Origin of the sequence: Streptomyces sp. SA15 (genome assembly GCF_002291145.1) — a bacterium.
Taxonomy (GTDB): domain Bacteria; phylum Actinomycetota; class Actinomycetes; order Streptomycetales; family Streptomycetaceae; genus Streptomyces.
This window is the reverse complement of record NZ_NTGE01000080.1, coordinates 1-25,664: the sequence shown is the minus strand read 5'-3', so window position 1 is coordinate 25,664 and position 25,664 is coordinate 1. Positions and strand designations below refer to the sequence as shown.

Sequence of the window (25,664 nt, the reverse complement as noted above, 5' to 3'; positions counted from 1 at the left end):
CGTCCCATCCTTCCCTCGAAGCCGACAAAGAGAGCAGTAGGCTGCGGACACGTGATGGTCGACAAGCGACACCCCGACCCGAGCGGAACCGCGGCCGGACCGGCCGCTGTTCCGCTGTACGGTTTCCAGCCCCCGGTCGGTACTCCGTACGGCCTTGAGGTGAGTACCGTCGAGGACTTCTTCGCCCAGCACGACGACTGGCCGTGGAACCCGCCCCGTCCGGGCCGTGCCACCTTCCACTACCTCATCGCGGTCACCAAGGGTGAGCTGCGGCACGACGTCGACCACGTCACGCGGACCGTCGCCCCCGGCCAGTGGCTGTGGGTGCGTCCCGGGCACGCGCAGCGCTGGCATCCGCCCGGCGCGGCCCGCGGCCCGTTCATCCTGTTCGAACCGGACGTGCTACGGCCCGACCTCGCCCGTCTCCTGGCCCCGCTCACCGGGCACGAGGCCCCTGCCGTGCTCAGCCCGCACGCCGACGACACCGCCTGGCTCCAGCAGACGGCACTCCAGCTCCTGGACGAACACCGAGCACTCGGCCGCCGCCCCCTCGACATCCACCACGCCCTGCGGCGCAGCCTGCTCGAATCGCTGCTGCTGCGCCTGGCCAACTCCCCGGGCATCGCCCCCATCGGCACGGCCACAGCCGACACGGGCCGCGCCGACAGGTACGGACGCTTCCTGGACGCCCTGGAGCTGCACTTTCGCGAACTGCACCAAGCCGCGGACTACGCCGAGTTGCTCGGCTGCTCGGTCCGCACCCTCAGCCGCGCCGCCCGGGACGCCACCGGCAAGGGAGTACGTGAACTCATCGACGAGCGGCGCCTCCTGGAAGCCCGGCGCCTGCTGGGAGGTGCCCGGTGGGACGCCCGGGCTGTGGCCGTTCACCTCGGCTTCAGTGACCCCGCGAACTTCGGCCGCTTCTTCCGCGACCGCACCGGCCTCACCCCGGCCGCCTTCGCGGCCGGCGAGGCCACGACCGTCCCCCCTCCTCTCCTTGGTTGACGATCTCGGTGGTTTCCGGCTGGGTCTCAGTCGACGGCCTCGATGGTGACGTCGACCCTGCCGTCGTACTTCTTGAAAGCATCGGCCCCCGAGTCGATTTCGCCGAGGATGACGATGCCGGGGGCGGGGATGGACTGGCCGTCGTGGTCATAGAAGATGGCGATGTCGGGACCGGGTGACCAGTAGACGATGTTGCCGATCTCGTAGCTGGACTGCGGCTCGCCTCCTGCGTCGAGAGACCGGGGCAGGTGACCGTACTTCTCGCGCTTCAACAGATCGTTCATCTGTAGCGTCAGCGGAAGCAGTGAGGCGAAGTCGCGTGCCGTCGCGTTGTCGTCGAGGGTTGCGTTGAGGACGGTTTCTCCGGCGGTCAGTCGGATTCTCATATGGGTTCTGCCCTCTGGGGTGTTGTTGGAGTGATCGTCGGCGGCCGACACATACGCCAGGTTCATCGGGAGCGTCACCGCCTGCTGTCGGCTGGCTGATGCCGAGCTCCTTACTGTGCTCGCCCCGTGGGAAGGTCCAGCCGGGGCTCCAGGCGCAGGAACCCGGGTGATCGGCCCGTGGTGGCCCTGCGCTGTTGCGTATCGTCCGACGGCCGTCAGGGGCGGGCGATGTTCTCGAACAGGTCGAGGACCGCCTGGTAGTGGGCGCTGGGCTCGTAGGGAGGGTTGCCGACACTTCCCGAGGTGGGCCGGTCCGTGACGGCGGAAAACCCGGCCAGTCGCCGGTACAGGCCGTCCGCGGAGGAGGCCCCGAGCAGCCAGAGGGTGGAGTAGGCGCCGGCTCTGTGGCCGAAGACGGTGACGTCGTCGGGGTCGCCACCGAAGGAGGCGATGTTCTGCTTGACCCAGGCAAGCGCGGCGATGACGTCCTGCAGGGCGAGGTTGCTGACCTCGGCGAGCCGCCCGCCGTACTGCGACAGCGAGAGCGCGCCCAGCGCGCCGAGCCGGTAGTTGACCGACACGCTCACCACGCGCCCCGACGCGGCGAGACCGGCGGCGTTCGAGGTGATCTGCGTGTTCGCGCCGTACTCGAATCCGCCGCCATGGATGTACACGGCCACCGGAAGCTCCCTCCCGGCCGGCTGCTCGGGAGCCCACACGTTCAGGTTCAGGCAGTCCTCGCCCATCCCGCTGTCCGCTGCGAGCCAGTCGCCGCTGTCGGGCTGGACAGAGACGACGCCCTTGCGGTCATAGGGGCGGTCCGGATCGAAATCCGCGACCACGGGGCGGCGGTATCGCTCGGCGGTGGCGAACGGGATTCCCCACCAGGACCGCACCCCTGGTGCAGTCGGAGCCCTGGGCGCGGTCGCGGTCATGGCGGGAGATTCCTTCCGGTGCGGTTCGGGTGTTTCGCGCGGCGTGTCGGCGGCTGATCGCTCGCGGTGACGCTCTCCAAGCATTCCCTGGACTCCGATAAATCGCCGAGCGGACAGCAGTCACCCGGTGGTCATCAGGTGACACTTCTCTGTACCTCCTTCTCGTAGCCAGGCCGCCGCGGCGGTCTGGACGGCCTGAGGTCCTGCCGTCAGCGCGCCCGGTGGACCTTGGACAGGGGAAGCCAGCCGTGCAGGCACAGCACGGCGCCACCGGGAAGGGGATCGCTGCGGCCCTGGGCCGCAGCCTCTACCGCCCGGCCCACATCCACTACGAGGTCCACCACACCGACCTGATCACCCCCTGGTGATGCCCAGGGCCAGGAGTTCGTCGTCGGCGGGTTCACCGAGCCGGCCGGCAGCCGTGTCGGGCTCGGGGCGCTGCTCATCGGCTATCACCAGGGCGGCACGCTGCGGTACGCGGGCAAGGTCCGCACCGGGTTCGACCGCCGTACGCTCCTGGATCTGTGTGGGCGGCTGGACCGCCTGCGGGTCTCCGCGTCACCGTTCGACGGTCCGGTGCGCGAGGCGGGCGCGCGATGGGTGCAGCCGCGGCTGGTCGCGCAGATCGCGTTCACCGAGTGGACCCGGGACGGCATGCTGCGTCATCCGCGGTTCCTCGGGCTGCGGGACGACAAGAAGCCGGGCGAGGTGGTGCGGGAGCGGTCGGCGGCCTGAGCGGGCCGCTCCTCGGAGTGATCGGAGTGATCAGAAGGGCGTCAGGGACTGCTCGGCCCAGATGGTTTTGCCGTTGCCGGTCTGCCGGCTGCCCCAGCGCTGGGTGAGCTGGGCGACCAGGAGCAGGCCGCGGCCTCCTTCGTCGAAGGCGTGGGCACGGCGCAGGTGCGGGGAGGTGGAACTGCCGTCGGAGACCTCGCAGATGAGGGCGCGGTCCCGGATCAGCCGTAGCTGGATGGGAGGTTCTCCGTAGCGGATCGCGTTGGTGACCAGTTCGCTGACGACCAGTTCGGTGACGAAGGCGGCCTCGTCCAGTCCCCACGCCGTCAGTTGCTCGGTGGCGGCCTGCCGGGTGGCGGCCACGTGCGCGGGGTCGGGCTCCACGTCCCAGGTGGCGACGCGGTCCGCGCCCAGCGCCCGGGTGCGGGCCAGCAGCAGGGCCACGTCGTCGGTGGGCTCCTCCGGGAGCACGGCCTTCAGCACGGTGTCGCAGAGGGCGTCGAGGGTGCCGGCGCGCGCGGTCAGGGCCCGGCACAGCTCGTCGGTGGCATGGTCGATGTCGCGGTCCCGGTCCTCGATGAGTCCGTCCGTGTACAGGGCGACGACGGCGCCCTCGGGCAGGTCCATCTCGGTCGCCTCGAAGGGCAGGCCCCCGACACCGAGCGGGGGTCCCGCGGTCAGCGGGATGAGCTGTGCCGTGCCGTCGGGCAGCAGCAGGGCCGGGGGCGGATGGCCCGCGGCGGCCAGGTTGAGGCGGCGGGAGACGGGGTCGTAGACGGAGTAGAGGCAGGTGGCGCCCAGTTCCGCCGCCTCGTTGTCGCGGTCGTCCGCGGCGAGGTGGGTGACCAGGTCGTCGAGGTGGGTGAGGAGTTCGTCCGGCGGGAGGTCCACGTCGGCGAGGGTGCGGACGGCCGTGCACAGGCGTCCCATGGTCGCCGACGAGGGAATGCCGTGGCCGACGACGTCGCCGACGACCAGGGCGACCCGGCTGCCGGACAGCGGGATGACGTCGAACCAGTCACCGCCGATGCCGGCCAGCGAGCCCGACGGCAGATAGCGGTGGGCCACCTCGACCGCCGCCTGTCCGGGCAGCCCCCGGGGCAGCAGGCTGTGCTGCAGGGCCAGGGCGGTGGTGCGTTCGCGGGCGAAGCGGCGGGCGTTGTCGATGCAGACGGCGGCGCGGCTGGCGAGCTCCTCGGCCAGGACGACGTCGTCGGCGCCGTAGTCGTCGTGGTGGGCGATGCGGATGGCCACCGCGACGCCCAGTGTGGTGCCCCGGGCCCGCAGCGGCACCGCGATCATCGAGTGGACGCCCCTGCGGTGGCGGCGGCCCGCGGGGGCCCGTGCGTTGCGTTCGGCGACCCAGCGCATGAAATCCGGCTCGCCCGCCTGGCTGAGGACCGCCCGCCCCTGCCGCAGCGCCCGCGCGGGCGGCGAGTACCCGGGATAGATGTCCGCCTCGCCCAGGCGCACGGCCGCCTCCGGGGTGCCCTCGGTGCCGGAGCCGTGGGCGACGCGGCGCAGGACGACCTCGCCGTCCAGCACCGTGGGGGACTCCTCCGCCCCGAGGACCCACTCCAGCAGATCCACGCTGGCGAAGTCGGCGTACCGCGGCACGAGGAGCTCCACGAGCTCCTCGGCGGTGCGCACCACGTCCAGGGTGGTGCCGATCGTGGCCGATGCCTCGTTGAGGAGGGCCAGCCGCTGCCTGGCCCAGTACTGCTCGGTGCTGTCGAACGCGGCCAGGGCGACCCCGGTCAGCTCGCCGGAGGCGTCCCGTACGGGCCACATCTCGGTGTTCCAGGAGTGCTCCCTGTTGAGGGAGGGCGCGCCAGTGAAGCTCTCGTAGTGGCCCGGCCGGCCCGTCTCGGCCACCTGGCGCAGCTTGTTGAGAAAGCCGCGGCTGTGTACGGCGTCCTCCACGGTGTCCAGGAAATACCGGCCGAGGAGGGTCTCCTCGGGCACTCCCATCACCCGGCAGGCCACGTCGTTGAGGCGCAGGTAGTGCTGGCGGGTGTCGAAGACGGACATCGACACCGACGCCTGTTGGAAGGCCCGACCGGCGAGTGTCGTCTCGGGCCCCCTGGGCTGGTCGGCGGTGATGACGAAACCGTCCGGTGCGCCGTCCGGGCCCTGCACGGGGCACGCCCGCAGGGGGAGCGTGAGGGAGGTGCCGTCGCGGTGCCGCAGCGCGACGGTGCCCGCCAGGTTCGCGACGACCCCGTCCGGCGGGTCCTCGGCGAGCAGCTCCCGCGCCGGCCGTCCCACGACCTCCTCGGCCGGGTATCCCGTCAGCCTCCGGGCGCCGTCACTCCACCCCGTCACGATGCCGCGGGCATCGGTGATCGCCGCAGCGGAGGCATGCTCCATATCATCCAGGATGGTCCCTTTGCCGCACCGCATCAAGCGTGGTGCGGCAACCGGGGCAGCCCCGTCACTTCCCGCGTTTCGCCCGGTGGGTGCGCAGTGCTTCGAGGGCGCGGTCGGCGTGCGCGTTCATCCGCAGTTCGCTGCGGACGACCTCCAGGACCGTCCGGTCCTCGGCTATGACGAACGTGGTGCGCTTGGTGGGAGCGAGGGAGAAGCCCCGCCTGACACCGAGGCGTTCCCGGACCGTTCCGTCGGTGTCGGACAGCAGCGGCATGCCGAGCGTGTGGCGTCCGGCGAACTCCTGCTGGCGTTCGACGGGGTCGCCGCTGACGCCGACGGGCCTGGCGCCGACGGCGGCGAACTCGGCGGCCAGGTCGCGGAAGTGGCACGCCTGCGCGGTGCAGCCCGGGGTCAGGGCGGCGGGGTAGAAGAACAGCACCACGGGTCCGTCGGCGAGCAGGCCGGACAGGCTGCGGGGCGTGCCGGTCTCGTCCGGCAGCGTGAAGTCCTCGATGGTGTCGCCGATCTCCACACGTCCGGTCACGACCGGCCCTCCCCGGTCCGGGCGACGCTGCGCGCCCACAGCACGAGGGGCACCTGCAACGGCAGCCGTCCGAAGGCCGCGGCCTTCAAAGGGGTGGGACGGTGGCGCCAGTCCACGGCCATCTTCACGTTGGCGGGGAACACCCCGACGAAGAACGCGGCCGTGGCCAGCGCGGCCACCCGCCGGGTGCGCGGCAGGGCGACGCCCGCGGCCAGCGCCAGTTCGGCGACACCGCTCGCGTGCGTCCAGGTCCGGGGCGCACCCGGCAGGGCGCGCGGGATGGTCGCGTCGAACTGGCGTGGAGCGGCGAAGTGGGCGACACCCGCGGCGGCCAGCAGGCCGGCGAGCAGCAGGGGCGAGCGTTCGGACCGGGGCACGGTTCCTCCTCTGGTGACCTGCCGCGCGATGTTACTGGACCGTAGTACGCCCCTTCCGGCCAGGGCCCGGCCCGCGGGTCAGGCGCCGCCCGCCGGGGACACGGGCTGCTGTTCGGCCTCGTAGTCGACGGCGTGCGAGAGGAAGTCGTCGACCATGCGGTGGAAGAGCGTGGCGAGCTGCCGCAGTTCCTCGGGCGACCACTCGGCCAGGGCCAGCTGCATGCCGCGCGCCCCGGCGTCGCGGATCCGGTCGATGGCCCGCTGTCCGGCGTCGGTGAGCTGAATGCGCTGGGCGCGGCGGTCGTCGGGGTCGGGGACGCGGGTGACGTAGCCGGACTTCTGCAGCTGCTGCACCGTGCGCGTGACGTGCGAGGCCTCCACGCCCAGCCGGGTGGCCAGCTCCCCGGGGCGCAGCGGCTCGGAATCGGCGACCTGGCGCAGCAGCGCCACGGCCGCGCGGTCCAGCGGTACGTCGGCCAGGGCCATCAGGCGGTCGTGCTGACGGGCGCGCGTGCTCAGGTAGGTGATGCGGGTGAGCGCCCGCTCGATCTCGATGACTTCCGGGGACGGGACGTCGGGGAGCGGTGGTGTGGACATACGAGCCACTTTAGCATCTTGTTGCGTAACTCAAGTAATTTGACGCCCTGCATGCCGCGCGCCCCGGCGTCGCGGTGGGACGCCGGCGCCCCGCACGGCTGCCGGCGTCCCTCCGGACCGTTTACGACGCCTCGCTCACCGAGGCCTCGGCGCGCACGGTCTCGTGCCACACCGCGCCCGCCGCGATCGCCTGCCGCCACAGCCGGATCGCCTTGGGCGGCATACCGACCGCCAGGGCACCGCTCACCCGGTCGCCGGTGCGGTACACGGCGACGAACCGGCGCTCCGCCAGGTCCCCGTCCACCACGGCGACCTCGTCGTGGCCGCGCAGGAAGCCGTACGCCTGGATTTTCATGTCGTACTGGTCGGACCAGAAGTACGGCACCGGGGCGAAGGGCCTGCGTGCCTCGGGGCGGAGCAGGTTGCGGGCGGCGGCCATGCCCTGTTCGGCGGCGTTGGTGCGATGCTCGATGCGCATCGCCACCCCGAACAGCGGGTTGTACCAGCGGGCGACGTCACCGGCCGCGTAAACGTTCCGCGTGGTCTCGCAGTACTCGTCGCACAACACGCCGTCGCCCAGGGGCAGTCCGCTTCCGTCGAGCCATTCGGTGTTCGGCAGCGAGCCGACGGCGACGAGCACCTCGTCGGCCTCGACCAGCTCGCCGTCCGGGAGCCGCACCCCGTCCTCGGTCACCTCGGTCACGGTGACCCCGCAGCGCAGGTCCACGCCCCGGTCCAGATGGACCCGGGTCAGTACCTCACCGACCTCCGTGCCGACCGCGTGCGCCAGCGGCACCGGGGCGGGTTCGAGGAGGGTGACCCGGGCGCCGAGGCGCCAGGCCACGGCGGCGGCCTCCGCGCCGAGGAAACCGGCGCCCACCACGACCAGCCGCCGCCCCGGCGCGAGCCGGTCCCGCAGCCTCAGGGCGTCGTCGAGCGTGCGCAGCACGTGCGCGCCCTCTCCGGGCAGTCTGCGCGGCCTCACCCCGGTGGCCACGATCAGTCCGTCGTACGGCACTTCGCAGCCGTCGGCCAACGCGACGGTGCGGTCGGTGAGTTCGAGGCCTGTCGCCGCCACGCCGAGCCGCAGGTCGAGGTCGAGGGCGGCCAGGTCGGCGGAGGTGCGCAGCGCGAGCCGGTCGGACTCCCACTCCGCGGCCAGGAGTTGCTTCGACAGGGGCGGGCGGTCGTACGGGGGCAGCGCCTCGTCTCCGACGAGGGTGAGGATGCCGTCGTAGCCCTCGCGGCGGAGGGTCTCGGCCGCCGCGAGCCCGGCGGCCGAGGCACCGACGACGACGATCCGCTTCACTGCTCGACCAGCCGGATGGCGGCGGCCGGACAGATCGCCACCGCTTCGCGCACGTCGTCGAGGGAGTCCGCCGGGGGTTTGTCGTCCAGGACGAAGGCGATGCCGTCCTCGTCCCGCTGGTCGAAGACTTCGGGGGCGGCCATCACGCACTGTCCCGACGCGACGCACTTCGGCTCGTCCAGTTCCACATGCATGTTCTGTACCTCGTTCGATATCGGTGGGGGGTGGGCCGTCGGTGGCGCGTTCACCAGGTGACGGGCAGTTCGTAGACGCCGTAGACCGATCCGTCGTGCTTGAACGGCAGGGTGTCCACCTCGGCGGCGAGCCGCAGTGCCGGGATGCGGCGGTAGAGGGTGCTGTAGACGACCTGGAGCTCCATGCGGGCCAGCGGCTGGCCCAGGCACTGGTGCACGCCGAAGCCGAAGGCCACGTGCCGGCGGGCGTCGCGCGTGATGTCCAGCCGGTCCGGGTCGGGGAAGGCCTCGGGGTCCCGGTTGGCGATGTCGTTCGGCATGATCATGCCCTCGCCGGCCCGGATCACCTGCCCCGCGATCTCGATGTCCTCCAGCGCGGCCCGGCGCCGGCCGCCGTGCACGATGTTCAGGTAACGGAGCAGTTCCTCCACCGCCGAGGCGACCAGCTTGGGGTCGTCGGTGTCGCGCAACAGGGCCAACTGGTCCGGGTGTTCGAGTAGCGCGAGCGTGCCGAGGGCGATCATGTTGGCGGTGGTCTCGTGGCCGGCGAGGAGCAGCAGGACGCCCATCTGGGCGGCCTCCTGGCGGGCCAGCTCGCCCGAGTCGACGCGCTCCACGAGCCCGGAGAGCAGGTCGTCGCCGGGGTGGGTCATCTTGTGGCCCATCAGATCGTCGAGGTAGCCGATCAGTTTCCCGTGGGCGGCCATGCGGTCCTCCATGGCCGCGTCCCGCTTGATGAGGGTCTTGCTGTTCTCCTGGAAGAAGTCGTGGTCCGCGTAGGGCACTCCGAGCAGTTGGCAGATCACCAGCGAGGGCACCGGCAGGGCGAACGCCTCCACCAGGTCGACGGGTCCGCCGGCGGCGAGCATGTCGTCGATCAGGTCGTCCACGATCTTCTGGACGCCGGGGCGCAGCGCCTCGACCCGCTTCACCGCGAAGGGCGCCGTCACCATGCGCCGCAGCCGGGCGTGCTCCGGGTCGTCCATCAGGATGAAGCTGATGTTGTTCTTGCCGTTGCTGGGCGCCTGGAGCGGATATCCGGGGCTGGTGATGTCGGCGCTGACCCTCGGGTCGAGGAGCAGGGCGCGCTGGTCCTCGTAGCGGGTCACCAGCCAGGGCGTACTGCCGTCCCAGAGGCGGACCTTGACGAGCCGCCCTTCGTCCTGCTGGGCCTGGAGGGCCGGCGGCGGGTCGAAGGGGCAGCCCGCCGCCCTGGCCATCGGGAACTCGGGGACCGCTGCGGCCGCCTCGGGCGTCGTACCGGTCAGGGTGTCGGCCATGGTTCTCCTCGGGGTGGGGGGCTCCGCCTGAAGGGGGGCACCGGGGTGAAGTCGTCGAGGCCTCGATGCACACATGCAAACAGAAGGGGCTGACGCCTTCCCGTCAGTTTCCTGACCGAAGGCTGACGTGACTCAGATCACACCGGGTTTTTGGGCGGCAAATCCCGTGCTTTGTAAGGGAGTTGAAAATGAGGTCGGCCTCTCAAGGCGCACCCTCAGGACTCGGCGTCGGCGCTCCCCAGCCAGTAGCCGAAGCCTCGGCGAGTGTGAATCAGCACGGGCGCGTCCCGGTCCACTTTGCGCCGCAGCCGGGAGACGAGCTGCTCGATCGCGTTGTCGCCGCGGAAGTCGCCCCAGACGTACCGGCCGATCTGTTCCTTCGTCAGCACCCTGTGCGCGTTGACCAGGAGATGACGCAGCAGCCGGTACTCGGCGGGCGTCAGATCCAGCGCCCGCGTCCCGCGCCGCGCCGCGCACAGGGTGTCGTCCAGAACCAGATCGCCGTACTCCAGCGCGGTGTTCCGGGACTGTCCGGCGCCTCTGCCGCGCAGCAGGACCTCCACCCGGGCCAGGACCTCAGCGACCCGGAAGGGCTTGGTGACGTAGTCCCGCTCCCCCAGGCCCAGTTCGGGCACGAGCCGGTCCAGGGAGTCGTACGCCGTCAGCACGAGCACCGGCGGCCGGTTGAGGACAGCCGGCCGGTTCCGGCCGAGGCTCGCCACGTCCGGCAGCGCCGCGTCGACGACCACCAGATCGATCCGCCGCTCCGCGAGCCGCGCCAGAGCCTCGGCTCCGGTGCCGACCACGGTGATCCGGTATCCCGCGAGTTCCAGGGTGGTGGAGAGCAGCTCGGCGACGTCCGGCTCCTCGACGACGATCAGGAGGTGCTGGCCGGCCCCGCGGGCGAGCGCCGGTTTCTCACGGGTGCTGCCGTACATGCGACTCACCCTACCGCTCTGCTTGCCTGACTCAAGTAACGGCCGGAGTGACCGGTGCCAGCCACATGCCGACGACCGCGTCCACCAGGCCTGTGGTCGCGTCGTGCCAGCTGGAACGGGGCGTGGGGGTGTTCTCCGCCAGGGCCCGCTCCCGCTCGGCGGCCATGTGCACGATCAGATGGCGCGCCATCTCGCCGCGTTCGGCGCGGACTTCGGCGGGCAGATCGGGCAGACACCGGTTGAGCCCCTCGACGATCCGCCTCAGGGACGGCGAGGAGAGCGACTCCTCCACCATGATCTGCTGGAGCGCCGGGTCGGTCATCACCTGGGCACAGAACCGGGCGAACCAGGTGGGACTGCCGAGCGCCGCGAGGTGTTCCGGCACCGGGCGCACCAGGCAGTCCACCCAGTCGCGCACGTCCGTGGAGTCACCGGTCGCGGCCAGCAGCCGGGCGCGGATCTCCTCGATCCGAGCCGCGTGCTTGCGCATGATCGCCCGTACGAGGTCGGCCTTGGTACCGAAGTGATAGCCGACCGCCGCATTGTTGCCCTGCCCGGCGGCCTCGCTGACCTGACGGTTGGACACCGCGTACACGCCGCGCTCGGCGAACAGCCGCTCCGCCGCGGTCAGGATCAGCTCCCGTGTCGCGCTGACCTGTTCGGCCCGCACCGTCCCGCCCGCCATGATCACCACCGCACCGGGGCTTCGGACACCCCGGCGACGGCCAGCCCCTCGAGCCGCCGCGGGTCCGCCGCCTCAGCGGCGCTTTCCAGTGACGGAAGCCTACGCAACTGCACCTCCTGGACGGTCCCGCGCATGGGCCGACGGCTGCCCCTGAATCGCATCACGGGCACGCACGCCCTGCCCCTAATGTAAGTCAAGCAGCTGACTTATGCTCGCTCAGGTTCCTGACTCCTTCACCGCGCCTCCGAAAGGCCTCCGCCATGTCCGACACCCTTGCCAGACCCGCCGACGCGGGGGATGACGCCCCGCCGAGCTCGAACGCCGTGGTGGTGGTGCTGGCCTTCGCCGGAATCGTCGTCTCGCTGATGCAGACCCTGGTCATCCCGATCGTCCCCGACCTGCCGAGGCTCCTGGACGCCCCGGCCTCGGACACGGCGTGGGCGGTGACCGCGACGCTGCTGGCGGCGGCGGTGGCGACACCGGTGGTCGGCCGCCTCGGCGACATGTTCGGCAAGCGCCGCATGCTTCTGATCAGCGTCGTGATGCTGGTGACCGGCTCAGTGGTGTGCGCGCTGAGCGACGTCCTGGTCCCGATGATCGTCGGCCGGGCCCTGCAGGGTCTGGCGGCCGGTGTCGTGCCGCTCGGCATCAGCATCATGCGCGACGAGCTGCCCGCCGAGCGGCTCGCCGGGGCCACCGCCCTGATGAGCGCCTCCCTCGGCGTCGGCGGCGCCCTGGGCCTGCCCACGGCCGCGCTGATCGCCGACAACTTCGACTGGCACGTCCTGTTCTGGGCCTCCGCCGCGATGGGCTTGATCGCTCTCGTGCTCGTCCCGGCCTTCGTCCCGGAGTCGAAGGTACGCACCGGCGGCCGCTTCGACCTGGTCGGCGGCATCGGTATGGCGGTGGGCCTGGTCTGTCTGCTGCTGGCGATCTCCAAGGGCGGCGACTGGGGCTGGACCGGCGGCACCACGCTCGGCCTGTTCGCCGCCGCCGTGCTCGTCCTGCTGGCGTGGGGCTGGTACGAACTGCGCACGGAGGCACCGCTGGTGGACCTGCGCACCACCGCCCGCCGCCAGGTGCTGGTGACCAACCTCGCCTCGGTGGCGGTCGGCTTCTCGATGTTCGCCATGTCGCTGGTGCTGCCGCAGCTGCTCCAGCTGCCCACCCGGACCGGCTACGGCCTCGGCAGGTCCCTGCTGACCGCCGGCCTGGTCATGGCCCCCTCCGGCCTGGTGATGATGGCCACGGCCCCCGTCTCGGCGGCCGTCTCCAAGGCCAAGGGCCCCAAGGTGACGCTGATGATCGGCGCGCTGATCGTGGCCTGTGGCTACGGCCTGAACATCGTGCTGATGTCCGAGGTCTGGCACCTGGTGATGGTCTCCTGCGTGATCGGCGCCGGCATCGGTTTCACGTACGGCTCGATGCCCGCTCTGATCATGGGCGCGGTGCCCGCGAGCGAGACGGCCGCGGCGAACAGTCTCAACACCCTGATGCGGTCCATCGGCACGTCGGTGGCCAGCGCCATCGCCGGTGTCATCCTCGCGCAGATGACCATCGACCTCGGCGGCTACGCCCTGCCGTCCGAGGACGGCTTCAAGACGGTCATGGCCATCGGCGCCGGGGCGGCGCTCCTCGCCTTCGCCATCGCCGCGTTCATTCCGGGGCGGCGGACCGAGGCCGTGGCGGCCACGCCCCCGGTGGCCGCGGAATCGTCGGCCGGCGCACCCTCGGTGAACTGAGGCGGATACTCGCCGGACGGCGCCGTTCAGGGGAAACCGGCGGGAAGCGGGCGTGCGGGTGAGCGGAGCCGTCGAGAACTGACCCGTGAGCCTCCCGCTGATCTCTCCCATGCTCGCCACGCCCGGCACCCTGCCGCCCGCCGCGCAGGACGCGCGCTGGGCCTACGAGACCAAGCAGGACGGCCAGCGGGTGGTGATCTATCTCCCCGGGGACGGCAGCGTCATGCTGCGCGCCCGCTCCGGGGAGATCGTCACCGCCGCGTATCCCGAGCTGCGGCCGCTGGGCCGTGCCCTCGGCGCCACGCCGGCCGTGCTGGACGGGGAGGTACTGGCCCTGGACGAACAGGGCCGTGCCGACTTCCAGTTGCTGCAGTCCCGCATGGGCCTGGTCCACGCGGCCGGCAGGGCGGCCCGCCGGGCGCTGGAGGTCCCCGTCCATCTGGTGCTGTTCGACGTGATGCACCTGGGGCAACGGTCCCTGCTCAAGCTCCCCTACGCCCGGCGCCGTGCACTGCTGGAGGAGCTGGGCCTGGCCGGCCCCGCCTGGTCGACCCCGGGAGCGCTCGTCGGCCACGGCGAGCAGGCCCTGCGGGCCACCCGCGAGCACGGCCTGGAGGGCCTGGTCTGCAAGCGGCTGGACTCGGTGTACGAGCCCGGGGTGCGCTCCCGGGCCTGGATCAAGATCCGGAACATGCGCAGCGCGGACGTCGTCGTGGGCGGCTGGCTGCCGGGCAAGGGACGGCTCACGGGCCTGCCGGGCGCCCTACTGGTCGGACAGCGCGCCGCCGGGCGCCTGCGCTACGTCGGCGGTGTGGGCACCGGCTGGAGCGAGGCGGAGCGGACCGAGCTCGCCGCGCTGCTGCGGGCCGCCGCGACGGACGTGTGCCCCTTCGATCCCGTCCCGCCGGTGGCGGGCGCCCACTGGGTGCTGCCCCGGCTGGTCGGCGAGGTCCGCTACAGCACCCGTACCCGGGCCGGGATGCTGCGCCAGCCGTCCTGGCTGCGCCTGCGGCCGGACCTCACGCCCGATGATTCGGCGGCCGATCTGCCGGACGACCTGCTCTGAGCCTCCGTCAAGACCCAACTGTTGGGGCGGCCGTAACCGGAGAGACGCCTGCGCCCCTCTTGGCGCGGACATGAAAAGTCGGGAAGCTGAACTCCCTTGCCCCCCACAGCCGTTGGGCTGCGCCCGGACCAAGAGGAGGACGCAGTGTCGTCACCGTCGTTCAAGGCTCACCGCAGGAGATGGCTCACCGGCCTGGCCGGCGCCGCCGCCCTCGTCGTCGCCTTCCCCACCGTCGCCTTCGCCGCCCCGCCGCGGGCACTGCCCGCCAACGCCGAAGCCGCCGAGAAGACCTACCAGCCGGCCTTCGACTACGACACCGACGGGTGCTACTCCACTCCCGCCATCGGCCCCGACGGCACGATCAACGGCGGACTCAACCCTTCCGGCGCACTCAACGGCGACTGCCGCGACGCCTCGGACCTCGACAACACCAACAGCTACTCGCGCTACAAGTGCAACAACGGCTGGTGCGCCTACATGTACGGCCTGTACTTCGAGAAGGACCAGGCCGTCGCCGGCAGCGGCATCGGCGGGCACCGGCACGACTTCGAGCACGTCGTGGTGTGGGTGCAGGACAACCAGGTCAAGTACGTGTCGACGTCCAACCACGGCTCGTTCACCGTGAGCGCGGCCTCCGCGGTCCGCTTCGACGGCACTCACGCGAAGATCGTCTACCACAAGGACGGCGCCGGCACGCACTGCTTCCGCCTGGCGGGCTCGGGCGACGAGCCGCCGGAGAACCACAAGGGCACCTGGCAGTACCCGCCGCTGGTCGGCTGGAACGGCTACCCGGCCGGCGTGCGCGACAAGCTGAGCGCGTACAACTTCGGCAGCGCCAACTTCGGTCTGAAGGACGGCAACTTCAACTCCCACCTGGCGGCGGCGAAGCCGTCCGGGATCGCGTTCGACCCCAACGCCTGACCGTCGGCCGCTTCGTCCTCCCGGGTCCGGACCGGCCCGGACCCGGGAGGACGCTATCGTGTCCGCATGTCCGTCCCCGAACTGATCCGTATCGTCTCCCGCGACTCGCCCATGGCGCTCGCCCAAGTGGAGCGGGTACGCGCCGAGCTGACGGCCCTTCACCCCCAGCTGCGCACCGAGGTCGTGCCGGTGAAGACGACCGGTGACAAGTGGATGGGCGATCTGTCCAAGGTCGAGGGCAAGGGGGCGTTCACCAAGGAGGTGGACGCCGCGCTGCTGGCCGGCGAGGCGGATCTCGCGGTGCACTGCGTCAAGGACGTGCCCGCCGACCGGCCGCTGCCCGCGGGCACGACGTTCGCCGCGTTCCTGGAGCGGGACGACATCCGCGACGCCCTCGTCCACCCGGGCGGGCTCACCCTGGACGAACTTCCGGCCGGAACCCGGATCGGCACCTCCTCGGTCCGCCGGGTCGCGCAGCTGGCCGCGACCCACCCGCACCTTCAGTGCGTGCCGTTCCGCGGCAACGCCAACCGGCGTCTGGCCAAGCTGGCGGCCGGCGAGGCGGACGCCCTGCTGCTCGCGGTCTCCGGCCTGGAGCGCATCGACCGACGGGACGTGATCAGCGATGTCCTCTCCCCCGAGACGATGATGCCGCCGATCGGCGCGGGCATCCTCGCCCTGCAGTGCCGCGAGGGCGACACCGAGCTCATCGACGTGGTCAGCGCGCTCGGGGACTCGAACACGCACCGGGAAGCCACCGCGGAACGCATGTTCCTGCACGTCCTGCAGGGCCACTGCAACAGCCCTATCGCCGGGTACGCGCGCGTGGACCGCGGCGGCGAACTCTCCCTGCGGGCCTGTGTCTTCACCCCGGACGGAAAGACCCGGCTGAACGCCCACGAATGGGCCGGCCGGCTCGACCCGGCCACGCTCGGCACCTCGGTCGCCGTGGCCCTGCTGCGGCAGGGCGCCCGCGAGATCATCGACGGCATCCCGCACTGAGAGCCTGTGTCACATCCCCGGTCGGATCAGCGCGCGGCGGCGATGGGGGTGCCCCCGCGCGAGTCGGCGAAGCCGGTTCGAGCGTGGGGGAGGAGCCACGTGGGCGATTCGGCAACGCGGCTGGGGGTCCCCCCACGCCTTTAAGGCAGTGGGGGAGTGCGTGCCAGGCGTCGCGCGCCCGACCGGGGATGTGACACAGGCTCTGAGAGCCCGTGTCAGGCGGAGCCCTCTTCAGCCTGGTCCCGCAGGAAGTTGCTCACCTGGTGCGCCAGGCTCTCCCGCCCCGCGCCCGCGTGGGCGCAGGCACCGGCGGTCCCCTCGTGCAGGCCGATGCCGCCCGCCCACAGCCGGCGGTCGGCCCACTCGTCGTCGACCCGCAGCTGGATCTGGATGTCCACCTGACTCAGGGAGGCCTCCGGACCGGCCGCGTACAGCACGGCGGTCGCCCGGCGCAGCGGGTAGACGTCGAAGCCCTCGATGAACTGCGAGTTGCGCCAGTCGATGAAGGCGCTCTCCCCGTCGGGGCCGATCCGTACGTCGATCTGGCCGTCCTCGAGGTGGATGCCGAAGTGCCGGCTGCCGCGGTTCTCGACGGTCACGCGGACCCTGAAGTACGTCAGCCCTTCGGCGGCGTCGTCCCGGCCGCGCGGCGGCTCGGCCGCTTCCAGACGGTGGACGCGGACATGCAGACCGGCATGCTCGTCGTACTCCTGCCAGTCCCCGACCACGTTGGGCTCGTACACAGTCCACCTCTCGACCTCAGAGAGCTGCTTCCTATCTTTGCGCTCAGCGCACTGTCAAATGAGCGGAATGCGCTGTGGCCAGCGAATTCGTCCTCTTGATCGGTGATCAAGCCGTGCGCAGGAAGAATCCGCTCTCGGGCCCCGGGGCGGGGTGCCGGCGCGTGCCGCACATCACGTTCCGGGGGGTGATCAGCGGGCCAGGCGGCCCAGGAGGGAGGAGGCCGCGGTGATGCCGAGCGCGGCGGCCACCAGGAGCACCGCGAAGTCCAGTGCCAGATGTGCCGGGGTGCCGAGGAGCAGGCCGCGCAGGGCGTCCACCTGGTAGCTGAGGGGGTTGACCTTGCTGACCGCCTGCAACCAGCCCGGCATCACGGACAGGGGGTACAGAGCGTTGGACCCGAAGAACAGCGGCATGGTGATCGCCTGGCCGAAGCCCATCAGCCGGTCCCGGCTGAGCACGATGCCGGCGATGGTCATCGACAGGCAGGAGAAGAAGGCGGAGCCGAGGATCACCACCGCCGCGACACCGAGGAGCCTGAGCGGATTCCAGGTCAGGGCCACGCCGAGAGTTGCGGCGATGACGATCACGACGACGGCCTGGATCAGCGACTTCACCCCGGCCGCGAATGCCTTGCCGGTGATCAGAGCCGAGCGCGGGGTCGGTGTGACCAGCAGCTTGTTCAGGATGCCGGCGTCGCGCTCCCAGATGATCTGGATGCCGTAGAAGATGGCGATGAACATCGCGGACTGGGCGATGATGCCGGGGGCCAGGTAGTCGATGTAGGGGATGCCGGGGGTGGGGATCGCCTTGATGCGGGTGAAGGTCTGACCGAAGATCAGCAGCCAGAGGGCCGGCTGAACCGCCCGGGTGTACAGCTCGGTGCGGTCGTGGCGCAACTTCTGCAGTTCCACGGCGCACATCGCCACGACCCGCGTGGGCAGCAGCCGCCAGCCCGCGCGGGGCTCGGGCGGCCGCAGCAGCAGGTCGATGCCGCCTTCGCGGGAGCGGTCAGCCGACGCGGTGGGCGGTGCGGCGGGTGCTTCGGACATCGCGGAAATCTCCTGACTGGTCGTCGAGGCCGCTGCCGGCGATGTCGCGGAAGACGTCCTCCAACGTGGGCAGCGGGTCCGTGGCCACCGCGCCCGCGGCGCGCCGGCGCTCGCCGAGCCCCTGCCTGAGTTCGGCCGGGGTGCCGAGGGCCCGGATGCGGCCGCGGTGCATGAGGCCGACCCGGTCGCAGTACTGGTCGGCCTCGTCCATGTAATGGGTGGTGACCAGCACGGTCATGCCGGTGGCCGCGCGGACGGCGTTGATGTGCTCCCACACGCCGGTGCGGGCGATGGGGTCGAGGCCGATGGTCGGTTCGTCGAGGATCAGCAGGCGGGGCGCGCTGACCAGGGCCTGGGCGAGTTCGAGGCGGCGGATCATACCGCCGGAGTAGGTGCCGGCGAGCCGGTCGGCGGCGTCGGTGAGACCGACTGCGGCCAGAGCTTGGCCGACGCGTTCCGCGCGTTCCCGGCGGGGGACGTCGAAGACCCGGGCGAACAGGGCGACGTTCTCCCGGCCGGTGAGGCCCGCGTCGGCGGACAGTTGCTGCGGCACGTACCCCAGCAGGCGTCGTACCGCCATGGCGTCCTCGGCGGCGTCGCGGCCGAAGACACGGATCATGCCGGCCGGGACCGGCAGGAGGGTGGTCATGCAGCGGATGGCCGTGGTCTTCCCGGCGCCGTTCGGGCCGAGCAGTCCGAAGACCTCGCCCTCCCCCACCGACAGGTCGAGCCCGTCGACCGCGTTCGTCTCGCCGAAGGAGTAGGCGAGCCGAGTGCAGGCGACGGCCTCGGCCCGCCCGGACGGCGGCGGGGCCGTCCGTGCCCGCGCCGCGGCGGCATCCGGCGTCATGATTCCTCGGCCTCCTCGTGCAGGGTGACGGCCAGCTTGCGCAGGGCCGGTACGGCGGCGCGCAGGGCGTCCCGGTCCGCATCGTCGAGACGGGACACCTGGTGCCGTACGAGATCGGCGCGCCGCTCGCGCCACGCGCGCAGCCTGGCTTCGGCCGCCGGGGTCGGCAGCAGGCGTGCCGCGCGCCGGTCGGCCGGGTCCGTCTCGCGGACCAGATAGCCCCGCCGGGACAGCTGGTTGACCAGCGTCGAGACCGAATTGCTCGCCAGGTACAGGTCCTTGGCGGCGTCCGAGATGCCGATGCCGGGCCGGTCCACGACCAGCCGCAGCAGCTCCACCTCGGCGCCGCGCAGCGGCGGGTCGGGCATCTCGCGGCGCACCCGGCGCCGGATCAGCCGCTGGACGCCGACGAGCGCGTCGGCGAGCTCCTCGGGGAAAGTCTCCGGTTCCGCATCTGGTTCCACGTCACCGACATTAGCTCTGTAGCAGAGATAATGAAGCCAAGGAACGTTCAAATCACGATGTGCCCGTATTGCCGGAATTGTTTCATCTTCGCCGCCTCAGGGAATGCCCACTTCAGTGCTTCGGACAGGAGGCACCATCCGTGGGAGACCCGCCCAGCCGCCGGGGCCCCGGGGTGTTCTCCGCTGATCCGCGCCCGCGCCTCCCACGGTGTCTGTCCATCCAGCACCTGCTGAGGGAGGTGCGCGGCATGCCTGTCACCGGCAAGACGAAGCCGCATCCGCACGACGACGCCCCCGACACCGCCTCGGACTTCGAACGGCTCGCGCGGATGCCCGCGGGCCCCGAGCGCAAGGCGCTCCGGGACGAGCTGGTGGAGGCCTGGCTGCCCATGGCCGAGCGGATCGCCGTCCGTTTCCGGGGGCGGGGCGAGTCCCTCGAGGACCTGTACCAGGTGGCCGCCCTCGGTCTCGTCAAAGCCGTCGACCACTACGACCCGGCGCGCGGCTGTGCCTTCGAGGCGTACGCCGTGCCGACCGTCACCGGTGAGATCAAGCGGCACTTCCGTGACCACATGTGGACCCTGCACGTGCCGCGCCGGGTGCAGGACCTGCGCAACCGGGTCCGGCAGGCCGCGAAGGACCTGTCGCAGACGACGCCGGGGCGGCCGCCGACCGTGGCCGAGATCGCCCAGTACGCGCACATGAGCGAGAGCGAGGCGCGCACCGGCATCGAGGCGCTGGAGTGTTTCACGGCGCTGTCGCTGGAGGCCGAGATGCCCGGCACCGACGGGTACGCCCTCGGGGACGCGATCGGCGGCCCGGACCCCGCCTTCGACGTGGTCGTCGACCGGGTGGCCGTCCGGCCCTGCCTGGAGGCGCTGCCCGAGCGCGAGCGGACCATCCTCTACCTGCGCTTCTTCCGGGGTATGACGCAGAGCCACATCGCGGAGCAGCTCGGCATCTCGCAGATGCACGTCTCCCGGCTGCTGAGCGGCTGCTTCGACCGGTTGCGCGAGGAGATCCTCACCGAGGCCCGGTGAGCCATGCCGCCGCCGTCACTCCGGCGGCGGCACGCCCGGAATCTGTGTCGGACCGTAGCGATCGAGGGCGTCCTCCAGCTCGGCGCGGATCTCCGGGGGCATGTCCCCGGAGCGGCCCCAGATCAGTATCAGGTCCGCCACATTGCGGAGCTTGATGTTGGTGTGCTGGGAGACTTCCTTCAGTACTTGCCAGCCCTGGTCCGGCGTCACCCTGCCGAGGGCGACGACCATGCCGATCGCCTGATCCACGACGGCGTGCGAGGCGACGGCTTCCTTGAGCTGGTCGACCTCTTCCTGGAGCTCGAAGATGCGGTCCGACTCATCCGGCTCGTGCGGTAGTGGTGACACGCATCCATCCTGTCACTCGTCCGTGCGCGCGCCACCGGACGCGACGCGGACGGGCCATCGTTTCGGTGCCGCCACCGGGGTACTCGGCAGGCGCCCCGAGCGGTTCCGGTCGGACACTGGGACGAGAACCCGTGGCCCCCGGCCGGCGAGAGCAGGACAGGACTGACTGTCATGAACTACGACGTGAGACCCCCCAGCGCCACCAAGGACCGCCTGTCCACACACTCCGTGTTCGGCGCGCCCTGCTGGGTCAGTCTGACCAGCCGTGACCTCGAGGCGACGGAGGAGTTCTACACGGCCGTGCTGGGCTGGCAGTGGCAGCGGGCGAAGCTGGGCGACCGTTTCCGCGTCGCGCTGGCGGACGGGACGCCGGTGGCCGGGATCGCCGCGATCGCCACCATGTGGTCGATGGCGGTGGCCTGGACGCCGTACTTCGCCGTGCCCAGCGCGGACGAGGCCGTGGCACGGGTGCAGGAGCGCGGTGGTACGACGGCGGTGGGGCCGCTGTCCTTCCCACCCGGGCGGGCGGCGCTGCTCGCCGACCGGGACGGTGCCACCTTCGGTATCTGGGAGGGCGAGCTCAACGCGGACTGGGAGACCTGGCGCCAGGCACAGCCGGCGTTCATCAGGCTCCACACGCGCGACGCCTTCGACGCCGCGATCTTCTACGGCGAGGTCCTCGACTGGGCGTCGGACCGTCCCGGCTGCTGCGAGGTCCACTACGAGGGCGGCGAGGTCGTGCTGCGCAGCCGGGGTGACATCGTGGCCCGGATCGAGTCGGGCGCCCTGGGCTCGGCTCCCGACCCCACGATCCGGCCGCACTGGCAGGTCCACTTCGCGGTCACGGACGTCGCGGCCTGTGCGCGGGCCGCGGAGGTGCACGGCGGCAGCGTCCTGTCGAAGGGCACCGAAGAGGCGGTGCTGCGCGACCCGGACGGCGCGCAGTTCACGGTGACGTCGCGCCGCGAACGCTAGGGCCTGTCCGGCGGAGCATGCCGCGAACGCGGGGTCTGTCGTCGGTTGCCGACTCCCCCATACCGTCGGTCCCCTCCGCCTTGCAGCAGGACGCACCAGACCCCGCTCACCGACGGCGCCCCGTCACCGGCCGGTACGGGACGGCCTGGACAGCAGCACCAGGCTGCGTGCCTCGACGGTCAGCTCCGTACCGGCCTTGTGCTCCGACTCGTCGCCTCCGTGCGGCTCGGCGGTGTCGATCACGGTCGTCCAGCGCTCGCCGTAGGTGACGTCCGGCAGCCGGAAGTCCACCGGCTCCCAGTAGCCGTTGAGCAGGAGCAGGAACGAGTCGTCGACGACGGGGCGACCGCACGGGTCGGGTTCGGCGATGGCGTCGCCGTTGAGGAAGACGCCGACCGAGTGCGCGTCGGAGCGCCGCCAGTCCTCCTCGCTCATCTCGCGCCCGTCCGGCAGCAGCCACACCAGGTCGGGCAGCGGCTGGCCCGCGTGCGTCACGGTCTCGCCGCGGAAGAAGCGGCGCCGGCGCAGCACAGGGTGCTCGGCGCGCAGCCGGATCACGTACCGGGTGAAGTCGCTCAGCGCGCGCTGCTCGTCGGTGAGCCGCCAGTCGATCCAGGAGAGGTCGTTGTCCTGGCAGTAGGCGTTGTTGTTGCCGCGCTGGGTGCGGCCGAGTTCGTCGCCGTGGCAGATCATCGGGATGCCCTGCGACAGCAGGAGCGTGGCCAGGAAGTTGCGCTGCTGGCGGGCGCGCAGGTCCCGGACGGCCGGGTCCCTGGTCTCGCCCTCGGCGCCGCAGTTCCAGGAGCGGTTGTCGCTCTCGCCGTCGCGGTTGCCCTCGCCGTTGGCCTCGTTGTGCTTGTCGTTGTAGGAGACGAGGTCGCGCAGGGTGAAACCGTCGTGCGCGGTGACGAAGTTGACGCTGGCGCGGGGGCGGCGCCGGTTGTGCTGGTACAGGTCGGCGGAGCCGGTCAGCCGGGAGGCGAACTCACCGAGCGTGTGCGGCCGGCCGCGCCAGAAGTCCCGTACGCAGTCCCGGTACTTGCCGTTCCACTCCGACCACAGCGGCGGGAAGTTGCCCACCTGGTAGCCGCCCTCGCCCACGTCCCAGGGCTCGGCGATGAGCTTGACGCGGCTGATCACCGGGTCCTGCTGGATGAGGTCGAAGAACGCCGACAGCCGGTCCACCTCGTGGAACTGCCGGGCCAGGGTGGCCGCGAGGTCGAATCGGAAGCCGTCGACGTGCATCTCGGTGACCCAGTACCGCAGCGAGTCCATGATCAACTGGAGGACGTAGGGGTGCCGCATCAGCAGGCTGTTGCCGGTGCCGGTGGTGTCGTAGTAGTGCTCCCAGTCGCCGTCCACCAGGCGGTAGTACGAGGCGTTGTCGATGCCCCGGAAGGACAGGGTGGGGCCCCTCTCGTTGCCCTCGGCGGTGTGGTTGTAGACCACGTCCAGGATCACTTCGAGCCCGGCCGCGTGCAGCGCCTTGACCATCGACTTGAACTCGGTGACCTGCTGGCCGCGGCTGCCGTGGGCGGCGTAGGCGTTGTGGGGCGCGAAGAAGCCGATGGTGTTGTAGCCCCAGTAGTTGGACAGGCCGCGGTCCTTGAGCACGCCGTCCTGGACGAACTGGTGCACCGGCATCAGCTCGACCGCGGTCACGCCGAGCGAGGTGAGGTGCTCGACGACCGCGGGATGCACGAGACCGGCGTAGGTGCCGCGCAGCTCGGGCGGGACGGCGGGGTGGGTGCGGGTGAGGCCCCGGACGTGCGCCTCGTAGATCACGCTGTCGGCGTACGGGGTCCGTAGCGGCTGGTCGTCGCCCCAGTCGAAGGCCGGGTCGGTGACCACGCCGAGCATGGTGTGCCCGGCGCTGTCGGCCGGGGACGGGCCGCCCGGCGTGCGCTCGAAGAGGGAGGGGTGGTTGTCGACCTGCCCGTCCATCGCCCGGGCGTACGGGTCCAGGAGCAGCTTGGCCGGATTGCACCGCTGGCCCAGGGCCGGCTGCCAGGGCCCGTGCACCCGGTAGCCGTAACGCTGCCCCGGTCCGATCCCGGGCAGGTAGCAGTGCCACACGAACCCGTCGACCTCGGTCATCGGCACCCGCCTTTCGCGGCCGTCGTCGTCGACGAGGACGAGGTCGACGCGTTCGGCGACCTCACTGAACAGCGCGAAATTGGTGCCCTTGCCGTCGTGGGCGGCGCCCAACGGGTAGGGGTGCCCGCTCCAGACGGGCACCCCTTTCCGGCGCGATCGCACGGTCACCGCGCGTCCTCGAGGACGCCGTCCGGTGTGCTCGCGGGCCCGGCCAGGGCCGCGACGGGCACCTCGCGGGGCACCTGGAGCCCCTCGCGCAGGCTGGGCGCGGGGGCCACCGGCACCAGTGGGACGCGTTCGCCGGCCCGGGCGCGCTGCGAGAACCAGATGACCTTGCTGCCGGTGTCCGTGGCGCAGCAGCCCCAGCCGTCGCTCATCGCGGCGATGTGTTCCAGGCAGCCACGCAGGTCCTGGTCCGGGCGCAGCTCGCAGTCGTTCTCACCGATGGCGGTGATGAGGTGCTGGCCGTTCCACCACATCTCGATCGACGCGTTCTTGTCCGTGGCATGCTCGTCGATGGCCTTCAGCAGCAGCTCGGCGCCGTGGCAGACGGGCTGGACCAGGTTCTCCAGGTCCCAGTACCGGAGGTGAGCGGCCAGGATGCGGCTGACCTGCCCGACCCGTTCCGGGCTGACCTCCACGTCGAGGTGGTAGTAGCAGGGCGATGCGGTCTTCATCGTCGTTGGCTCCTCACCGGCGAAGCTCTCGCTTCCCCTCGCCCCCTGCGGGGCCCAGGGCCCCGAACACGAAGCGTGAGCACTGATCGCTTCCGAGTCACCTCAAGGGTGGGGGTCCTACGCCATCCGTGCAACACGAGCGGACCGACCGAGTGGTTGAAGATCCAACAAGACGCTGGGTCGCCGTGCGTGCACCATGTGTGAAGACCTCGATGACCGTAACGGATCCGTGCGTGTCCGCGCGCGGCCGCCGCCCGACGGTCGGGAGACGTGCCATCGAGCCCTGGAAGGTGAACGGCGCCATGCTGCTACCGGCCAAAGCCGAAGTGGCCCGGCAACTGCGGCGGTACCGGGCGTGGGAGCGCATGATGCTCGCGGCCCCCGACGACCGCAGGATCCGGGCCACCTTCGAGGACTCGGGTTACACCCTCTGCGTGCTGATGGGCAAGCGCTGCGCGCGCGAGGCCGCGGACGCCGCCGAACGCTATCTGTGCACCAGCCTGGTCGCCTACCTCCGGGAGGAGGACGAGCGGCCCCGCACGCGTTCCGGCGGCCGACGCGGCCCTCCGGCGGCGAACCGGCGTTCCCCCGCGGGGAGGTAGGCACCTTCCGGCGCGGCTTGGATCCCCGGCCGGGCCACGGTCCGGCCTCGAGCACGACGGAGGTGAGATGCATGAGCTCGACCCAGGCCATCGGCCGCATCCCGGTACGGGACGTCCGGCCCGCCGTGGAAGGCGGCAGACGTCCGGCGAAGGCGGTCGTGGGCGAGACGTTCGAGGTCACCGCGACCGTGTTCCGCGAGGGTCACGACGCCGTCGCCGCCAACGTCGTTCTGACGGATCCCGAGGGCGGGCACGGCCCGTGGACGCCGATGCGGGAACTCGCCCCCGGCACGGACCGATGGGGCGCCGAGGTCACCCCCGACGTCGTGGGCAACTGGACGTATCGCGTCGAGGCCTGGAGCGACCCGCTGTCCACCTGGCGCCGGACGGCCCGCATCAAGGTCCCGGCGGGGATCGACACCGAGCTGGTCCTGGAGGAGGGCGCGGACCTGTACGAGCGGGCGGCGGCCGGAGTGCCGCAGGGCCCGGCGCGGGCGGCGGTGCTGGCGGCCGCGGAGGTGTTGCGCGACGAATCGCTGCCGGTCGCTCCGCGTCTCGCCGCCGCGTTGACGCCGGAGGTGGACGCGGTGCTGGCCCGGCATCCACTGCGGGAGATGGTCACCGCCTCGCAGACCCTGCCGCTGCTGGTGGAACGCGAACGCGCCCTGTACGGCTCCTGGTACGAGTTCTTCCCCCGCTCCGAAGGCACCCCCGAACGCCCCCACGGCACCT

27 protein-coding genes and 1 pseudogene are annotated in these 25,664 nt (G+C 71.5%); 10 read left to right on the top strand and 18 right to left on the bottom strand.

Features of this window, described 5'->3' with window-relative positions; all coding sequences use genetic code 11:
• Positions 1 to 51: 51 nt before the first annotated feature.
• Positions 52 to 1,005 carry an AraC family transcriptional regulator gene (locus CLM62_RS14795; protein ID WP_095750327.1) on the top strand — a complete coding sequence of 318 codons (954 nt, stop codon included), beginning with the start codon at positions 52 to 54 and terminating at the stop codon, positions 1,003 to 1,005.
• 26 nt (positions 1,006 to 1,031) lie between these two features.
• Here CLM62_RS14795 and CLM62_RS14790 read toward each other — a convergent pair whose 3' ends face one another.
• A complete protein-coding gene (locus tag CLM62_RS14790) occupies positions 1,032 to 1,442 on the bottom strand; it encodes a cyclophilin-like fold protein (RefSeq protein WP_218835595.1) in 411 nt (136 codons plus the stop codon).
• A 164-nt stretch (positions 1,443 to 1,606) separates the two neighbouring features.
• Positions 1,607 to 2,326 carry a carboxylesterase family protein gene (locus CLM62_RS14780; RefSeq protein WP_257003844.1) on the bottom strand — a complete coding sequence of 240 codons (720 nt, stop codon included), beginning with the start codon at positions 2,324 to 2,326 and terminating at the stop codon, positions 1,607 to 1,609.
• 372 nt (positions 2,327 to 2,698) lie between these two features.
• On the opposite strand from CLM62_RS14780, the pseudogene CLM62_RS14775 reads away from it, so the two are divergent.
• Positions 2,699 to 3,061 (top strand): annotated as a pseudogene (locus tag CLM62_RS14775) (ATP-dependent DNA ligase); the annotation flags it as partial.
• Between the two features lie 30 nt (positions 3,062 to 3,091).
• On the opposite strand, the gene CLM62_RS14770 reads toward CLM62_RS14775, so the two are convergent.
• The 9 genes from CLM62_RS14770 to CLM62_RS14730 form a co-directional block, all read right to left on the bottom strand.
• Positions 3,092 to 5,431 (bottom strand): SpoIIE family protein phosphatase, encoded by a 2,340-nt coding sequence (locus CLM62_RS14770; protein WP_095750326.1) that lies wholly within the window; start codon positions 5,429 to 5,431, stop codon positions 3,092 to 3,094.
• Positions 5,432 to 5,495: 64 nt separating this feature from the next.
• On the bottom strand, positions 5,496 to 5,975 hold the full coding sequence (locus CLM62_RS14765) for a peroxiredoxin (protein ID WP_095750325.1): 480 nt from the start codon (positions 5,973 to 5,975) through the stop codon (positions 5,496 to 5,498).
• Positions 5,972 to 6,352, bottom strand: a complete 381-nt coding sequence (locus tag CLM62_RS14760) for a DoxX family protein (protein ID WP_095750324.1) — start codon at positions 6,350 to 6,352, stop codon at positions 5,972 to 5,974. Before CLM62_RS14760 ends, CLM62_RS14765 begins: the two co-directional genes overlap by 4 nt.
• A gap of 78 nt (positions 6,353 to 6,430) precedes the next feature.
• Complete coding sequence (locus tag CLM62_RS14755; protein ID WP_095750323.1) at positions 6,431 to 6,949, bottom strand: MarR family winged helix-turn-helix transcriptional regulator; 519 nt, start codon at positions 6,947 to 6,949, stop codon at positions 6,431 to 6,433.
• Positions 6,950 to 7,070: 121 nt separating this feature from the next.
• Positions 7,071 to 8,258: an NAD(P)/FAD-dependent oxidoreductase gene (locus tag CLM62_RS14750; protein WP_095750322.1), complete on the bottom strand. Its 1,188-nt coding sequence runs from the start codon at positions 8,256 to 8,258 to the stop codon at positions 7,071 to 7,073.
• Entirely contained in the window at positions 8,255 to 8,452 is a 198-nt protein-coding gene (locus tag CLM62_RS14745) for a ferredoxin (RefSeq protein ID WP_095750321.1), read from the bottom strand. Before CLM62_RS14745 ends, CLM62_RS14750 begins: the two co-directional genes overlap by 4 nt.
• Positions 8,453 to 8,502: 50 nt before the next feature.
• Positions 8,503 to 9,732: a cytochrome P450 gene (locus CLM62_RS14740; RefSeq protein WP_095750320.1), complete on the bottom strand. Its 1,230-nt coding sequence runs from the start codon at positions 9,730 to 9,732 to the stop codon at positions 8,503 to 8,505.
• Between the two features lie 215 nt (positions 9,733 to 9,947).
• Positions 9,948 to 10,670, bottom strand: a complete 723-nt coding sequence (locus CLM62_RS14735; protein ID WP_095750319.1) for a response regulator transcription factor — start codon at positions 10,668 to 10,670, stop codon at positions 9,948 to 9,950.
• Positions 10,671 to 10,701: 31 nt separating this feature from the next.
• Positions 10,702 to 11,355, bottom strand: a complete 654-nt coding sequence (locus CLM62_RS14730) for a TetR/AcrR family transcriptional regulator (protein ID WP_095750421.1) — start codon at positions 11,353 to 11,355, stop codon at positions 10,702 to 10,704.
• A gap of 260 nt (positions 11,356 to 11,615) precedes the next feature.
• Between CLM62_RS14730 and CLM62_RS14720 the strand changes: the two genes are divergently transcribed.
• The 4 genes from CLM62_RS14720 to hemC all read left to right on the top strand — a co-directional run bounded on the left by CLM62_RS14720 (position 11,616) and on the right by hemC (position 16,086).
• Complete coding sequence (locus CLM62_RS14720) at positions 11,616 to 13,097, top strand: MFS transporter (protein WP_095750317.1); 1,482 nt, start codon at positions 11,616 to 11,618, stop codon at positions 13,095 to 13,097.
• An 85-nt stretch (positions 13,098 to 13,182) separates the two neighbouring features.
• Entirely contained in the window at positions 13,183 to 14,163 is a 981-nt protein-coding gene (locus CLM62_RS14715; RefSeq protein ID WP_095750316.1) for an RNA ligase family protein, read from the top strand.
• A 144-nt stretch (positions 14,164 to 14,307) separates the two neighbouring features.
• Positions 14,308 to 15,084, top strand: coding sequence for an NPP1 family protein (locus CLM62_RS14710; protein ID WP_095750315.1), 777 nt, complete (start codon positions 14,308 to 14,310; stop codon positions 15,082 to 15,084).
• A gap of 66 nt (positions 15,085 to 15,150) precedes the next feature.
• The gene (gene hemC / locus CLM62_RS14705) at positions 15,151 to 16,086 is read left to right on the top strand and encodes a hydroxymethylbilane synthase (protein ID WP_095750314.1); all 936 of its coding nucleotides are present in this window, start codon (positions 15,151 to 15,153) and stop codon (positions 16,084 to 16,086) included.
• Between the two features lie 215 nt (positions 16,087 to 16,301).
• Here hemC and CLM62_RS14700 read toward each other — a convergent pair whose 3' ends face one another.
• The 4 genes from CLM62_RS14700 to CLM62_RS14685 all read right to left on the bottom strand — a co-directional run bounded on the left by CLM62_RS14700 (position 16,302) and on the right by CLM62_RS14685 (position 19,193).
• Positions 16,302 to 16,829 carry a hypothetical protein gene (locus tag CLM62_RS14700; RefSeq protein ID WP_095750313.1) on the bottom strand — a complete coding sequence of 176 codons (528 nt, stop codon included), beginning with the start codon at positions 16,827 to 16,829 and terminating at the stop codon, positions 16,302 to 16,304.
• A 189-nt stretch (positions 16,830 to 17,018) separates the two neighbouring features.
• The gene (locus CLM62_RS14695; protein ID WP_095750312.1) at positions 17,019 to 17,879 is read right to left on the bottom strand and encodes an ABC transporter permease; all 861 of its coding nucleotides are present in this window, start codon (positions 17,877 to 17,879) and stop codon (positions 17,019 to 17,021) included.
• Positions 17,839 to 18,729: an ABC transporter ATP-binding protein gene (locus tag CLM62_RS14690; protein ID WP_095750311.1), complete on the bottom strand. Its 891-nt coding sequence runs from the start codon at positions 18,727 to 18,729 to the stop codon at positions 17,839 to 17,841. The genes CLM62_RS14695 and CLM62_RS14690 overlap by 41 nt, the downstream gene beginning before the upstream one ends.
• A complete protein-coding gene (locus CLM62_RS14685; protein WP_095750310.1) occupies positions 18,726 to 19,193 on the bottom strand; it encodes a MarR family winged helix-turn-helix transcriptional regulator in 468 nt (155 codons plus the stop codon). Before CLM62_RS14685 ends, CLM62_RS14690 begins: the two co-directional genes overlap by 4 nt.
• Before the next feature lie 248 nt (positions 19,194 to 19,441).
• On the opposite strand from CLM62_RS14685, the gene CLM62_RS14680 reads away from it, so the two are divergent.
• A complete protein-coding gene (locus tag CLM62_RS14680) occupies positions 19,442 to 20,233 on the top strand; it encodes a SigB/SigF/SigG family RNA polymerase sigma factor (RefSeq protein WP_095750309.1) in 792 nt (263 codons plus the stop codon).
• Positions 20,234 to 20,248: 15 nt separating this feature from the next.
• On the opposite strand, the gene CLM62_RS14675 is transcribed toward CLM62_RS14680, so the two are convergent.
• Complete coding sequence (locus tag CLM62_RS14675) at positions 20,249 to 20,581, bottom strand: ANTAR domain-containing protein (protein ID WP_095750308.1); 333 nt, start codon at positions 20,579 to 20,581, stop codon at positions 20,249 to 20,251.
• A 171-nt stretch (positions 20,582 to 20,752) separates the two neighbouring features.
• Between CLM62_RS14675 and CLM62_RS14670 the strand changes: the two genes are divergently transcribed.
• Complete coding sequence (locus tag CLM62_RS14670) at positions 20,753 to 21,556, top strand: VOC family protein (protein ID WP_095750307.1); 804 nt, start codon at positions 20,753 to 20,755, stop codon at positions 21,554 to 21,556.
• A 123-nt stretch (positions 21,557 to 21,679) separates the two neighbouring features.
• Here CLM62_RS14670 and glgX read toward each other — a convergent pair whose 3' ends face one another.
• Together glgX and CLM62_RS14660 are read right to left on the bottom strand one after the other, a co-directional pair.
• Positions 21,680 to 23,821: a glycogen debranching protein GlgX gene (gene glgX, locus CLM62_RS14665; RefSeq protein WP_095750306.1), complete on the bottom strand. Its 2,142-nt coding sequence runs from the start codon at positions 23,819 to 23,821 to the stop codon at positions 21,680 to 21,682.
• On the bottom strand, positions 23,818 to 24,330 hold the full coding sequence (locus CLM62_RS14660; RefSeq protein WP_095750305.1) for a pep a2: 513 nt from the start codon (positions 24,328 to 24,330) through the stop codon (positions 23,818 to 23,820). Before CLM62_RS14660 ends, glgX begins: the two co-directional genes overlap by 4 nt.
• Before the next feature lie 302 nt (positions 24,331 to 24,632).
• Here CLM62_RS14660 and CLM62_RS14655 point away from each other — a divergent pair, with 302 nt between their 5' ends.
• Together CLM62_RS14655 and CLM62_RS14650 are read left to right on the top strand one after the other, a co-directional pair.
• Complete coding sequence (locus CLM62_RS14655) at positions 24,633 to 24,932, top strand: DUF5133 domain-containing protein (RefSeq protein ID WP_095750420.1); 300 nt, start codon at positions 24,633 to 24,635, stop codon at positions 24,930 to 24,932.
• Positions 24,933 to 25,003: 71 nt separating this feature from the next.
• A partial coding sequence (locus CLM62_RS14650; protein WP_143659073.1) for a maltotransferase domain-containing protein occupies positions 25,004 to 25,664 on the top strand: 661 nt, incomplete at its 3' end.

What these genes read in the sequence shown, in the direction of transcription:
- CLM62_RS14690 (WP_095750311.1), bottom strand. Translation starts at nt 18,729, where the DNA reads ATGACGCCGGATGCCGCCGCGGCGCGGGCACGGACGGCCCCGCCGCCG.
- CLM62_RS14770 (WP_095750326.1), bottom strand. Translation starts at nt 5,431, where the DNA reads ATGGAGCATGCCTCCGCTGCGGCGATCACCGATGCCCGCGGCATCGTG.
- CLM62_RS14740 (WP_095750320.1), bottom strand. Translation starts at nt 9,732, where the DNA reads ATGGCCGACACCCTGACCGGTACGACGCCCGAGGCGGCCGCAGCGGTC.
- CLM62_RS14745 (WP_095750321.1), bottom strand. Translation starts at nt 8,452, where the DNA reads ATGCATGTGGAACTGGACGAGCCGAAGTGCGTCGCGTCGGGACAGTGC.
- CLM62_RS14720 (WP_095750317.1), top strand. Translation starts at nt 11,616, where the DNA reads ATGTCCGACACCCTTGCCAGACCCGCCGACGCGGGGGATGACGCCCCG.
- CLM62_RS14755 (WP_095750323.1), bottom strand. Translation starts at nt 6,949, where the DNA reads ATGTCCACACCACCGCTCCCCGACGTCCCGTCCCCGGAAGTCATCGAG.
- hemC (WP_095750314.1), top strand. Translation starts at nt 15,151, where the DNA reads ATGTCCGTCCCCGAACTGATCCGTATCGTCTCCCGCGACTCGCCCATG.
- CLM62_RS14735 (WP_095750319.1), bottom strand. Translation starts at nt 10,670, where the DNA reads ATGTACGGCAGCACCCGTGAGAAACCGGCGCTCGCCCGCGGGGCCGGC.
- CLM62_RS14780 (WP_257003844.1), bottom strand. Translation starts at nt 2,326, where the DNA reads ATGACCGCGACCGCGCCCAGGGCTCCGACTGCACCAGGGGTGCGGTCC.
- CLM62_RS14730 (WP_095750421.1), bottom strand. Translation starts at nt 11,355, where the DNA reads ATGGCGGGCGGGACGGTGCGGGCCGAACAGGTCAGCGCGACACGGGAG.
- CLM62_RS14660 (WP_095750305.1), bottom strand. Translation starts at nt 24,330, where the DNA reads ATGAAGACCGCATCGCCCTGCTACTACCACCTCGACGTGGAGGTCAGC.
- CLM62_RS14670 (WP_095750307.1), top strand. Translation starts at nt 20,753, where the DNA reads ATGAACTACGACGTGAGACCCCCCAGCGCCACCAAGGACCGCCTGTCC.
- CLM62_RS14680 (WP_095750309.1), top strand. Translation starts at nt 19,442, where the DNA reads ATGCCTGTCACCGGCAAGACGAAGCCGCATCCGCACGACGACGCCCCC.
- CLM62_RS14695 (WP_095750312.1), bottom strand. Translation starts at nt 17,879, where the DNA reads ATGTCCGAAGCACCCGCCGCACCGCCCACCGCGTCGGCTGACCGCTCC.
- CLM62_RS14655 (WP_095750420.1), top strand. Translation starts at nt 24,633, where the DNA reads ATGCTGCTACCGGCCAAAGCCGAAGTGGCCCGGCAACTGCGGCGGTAC.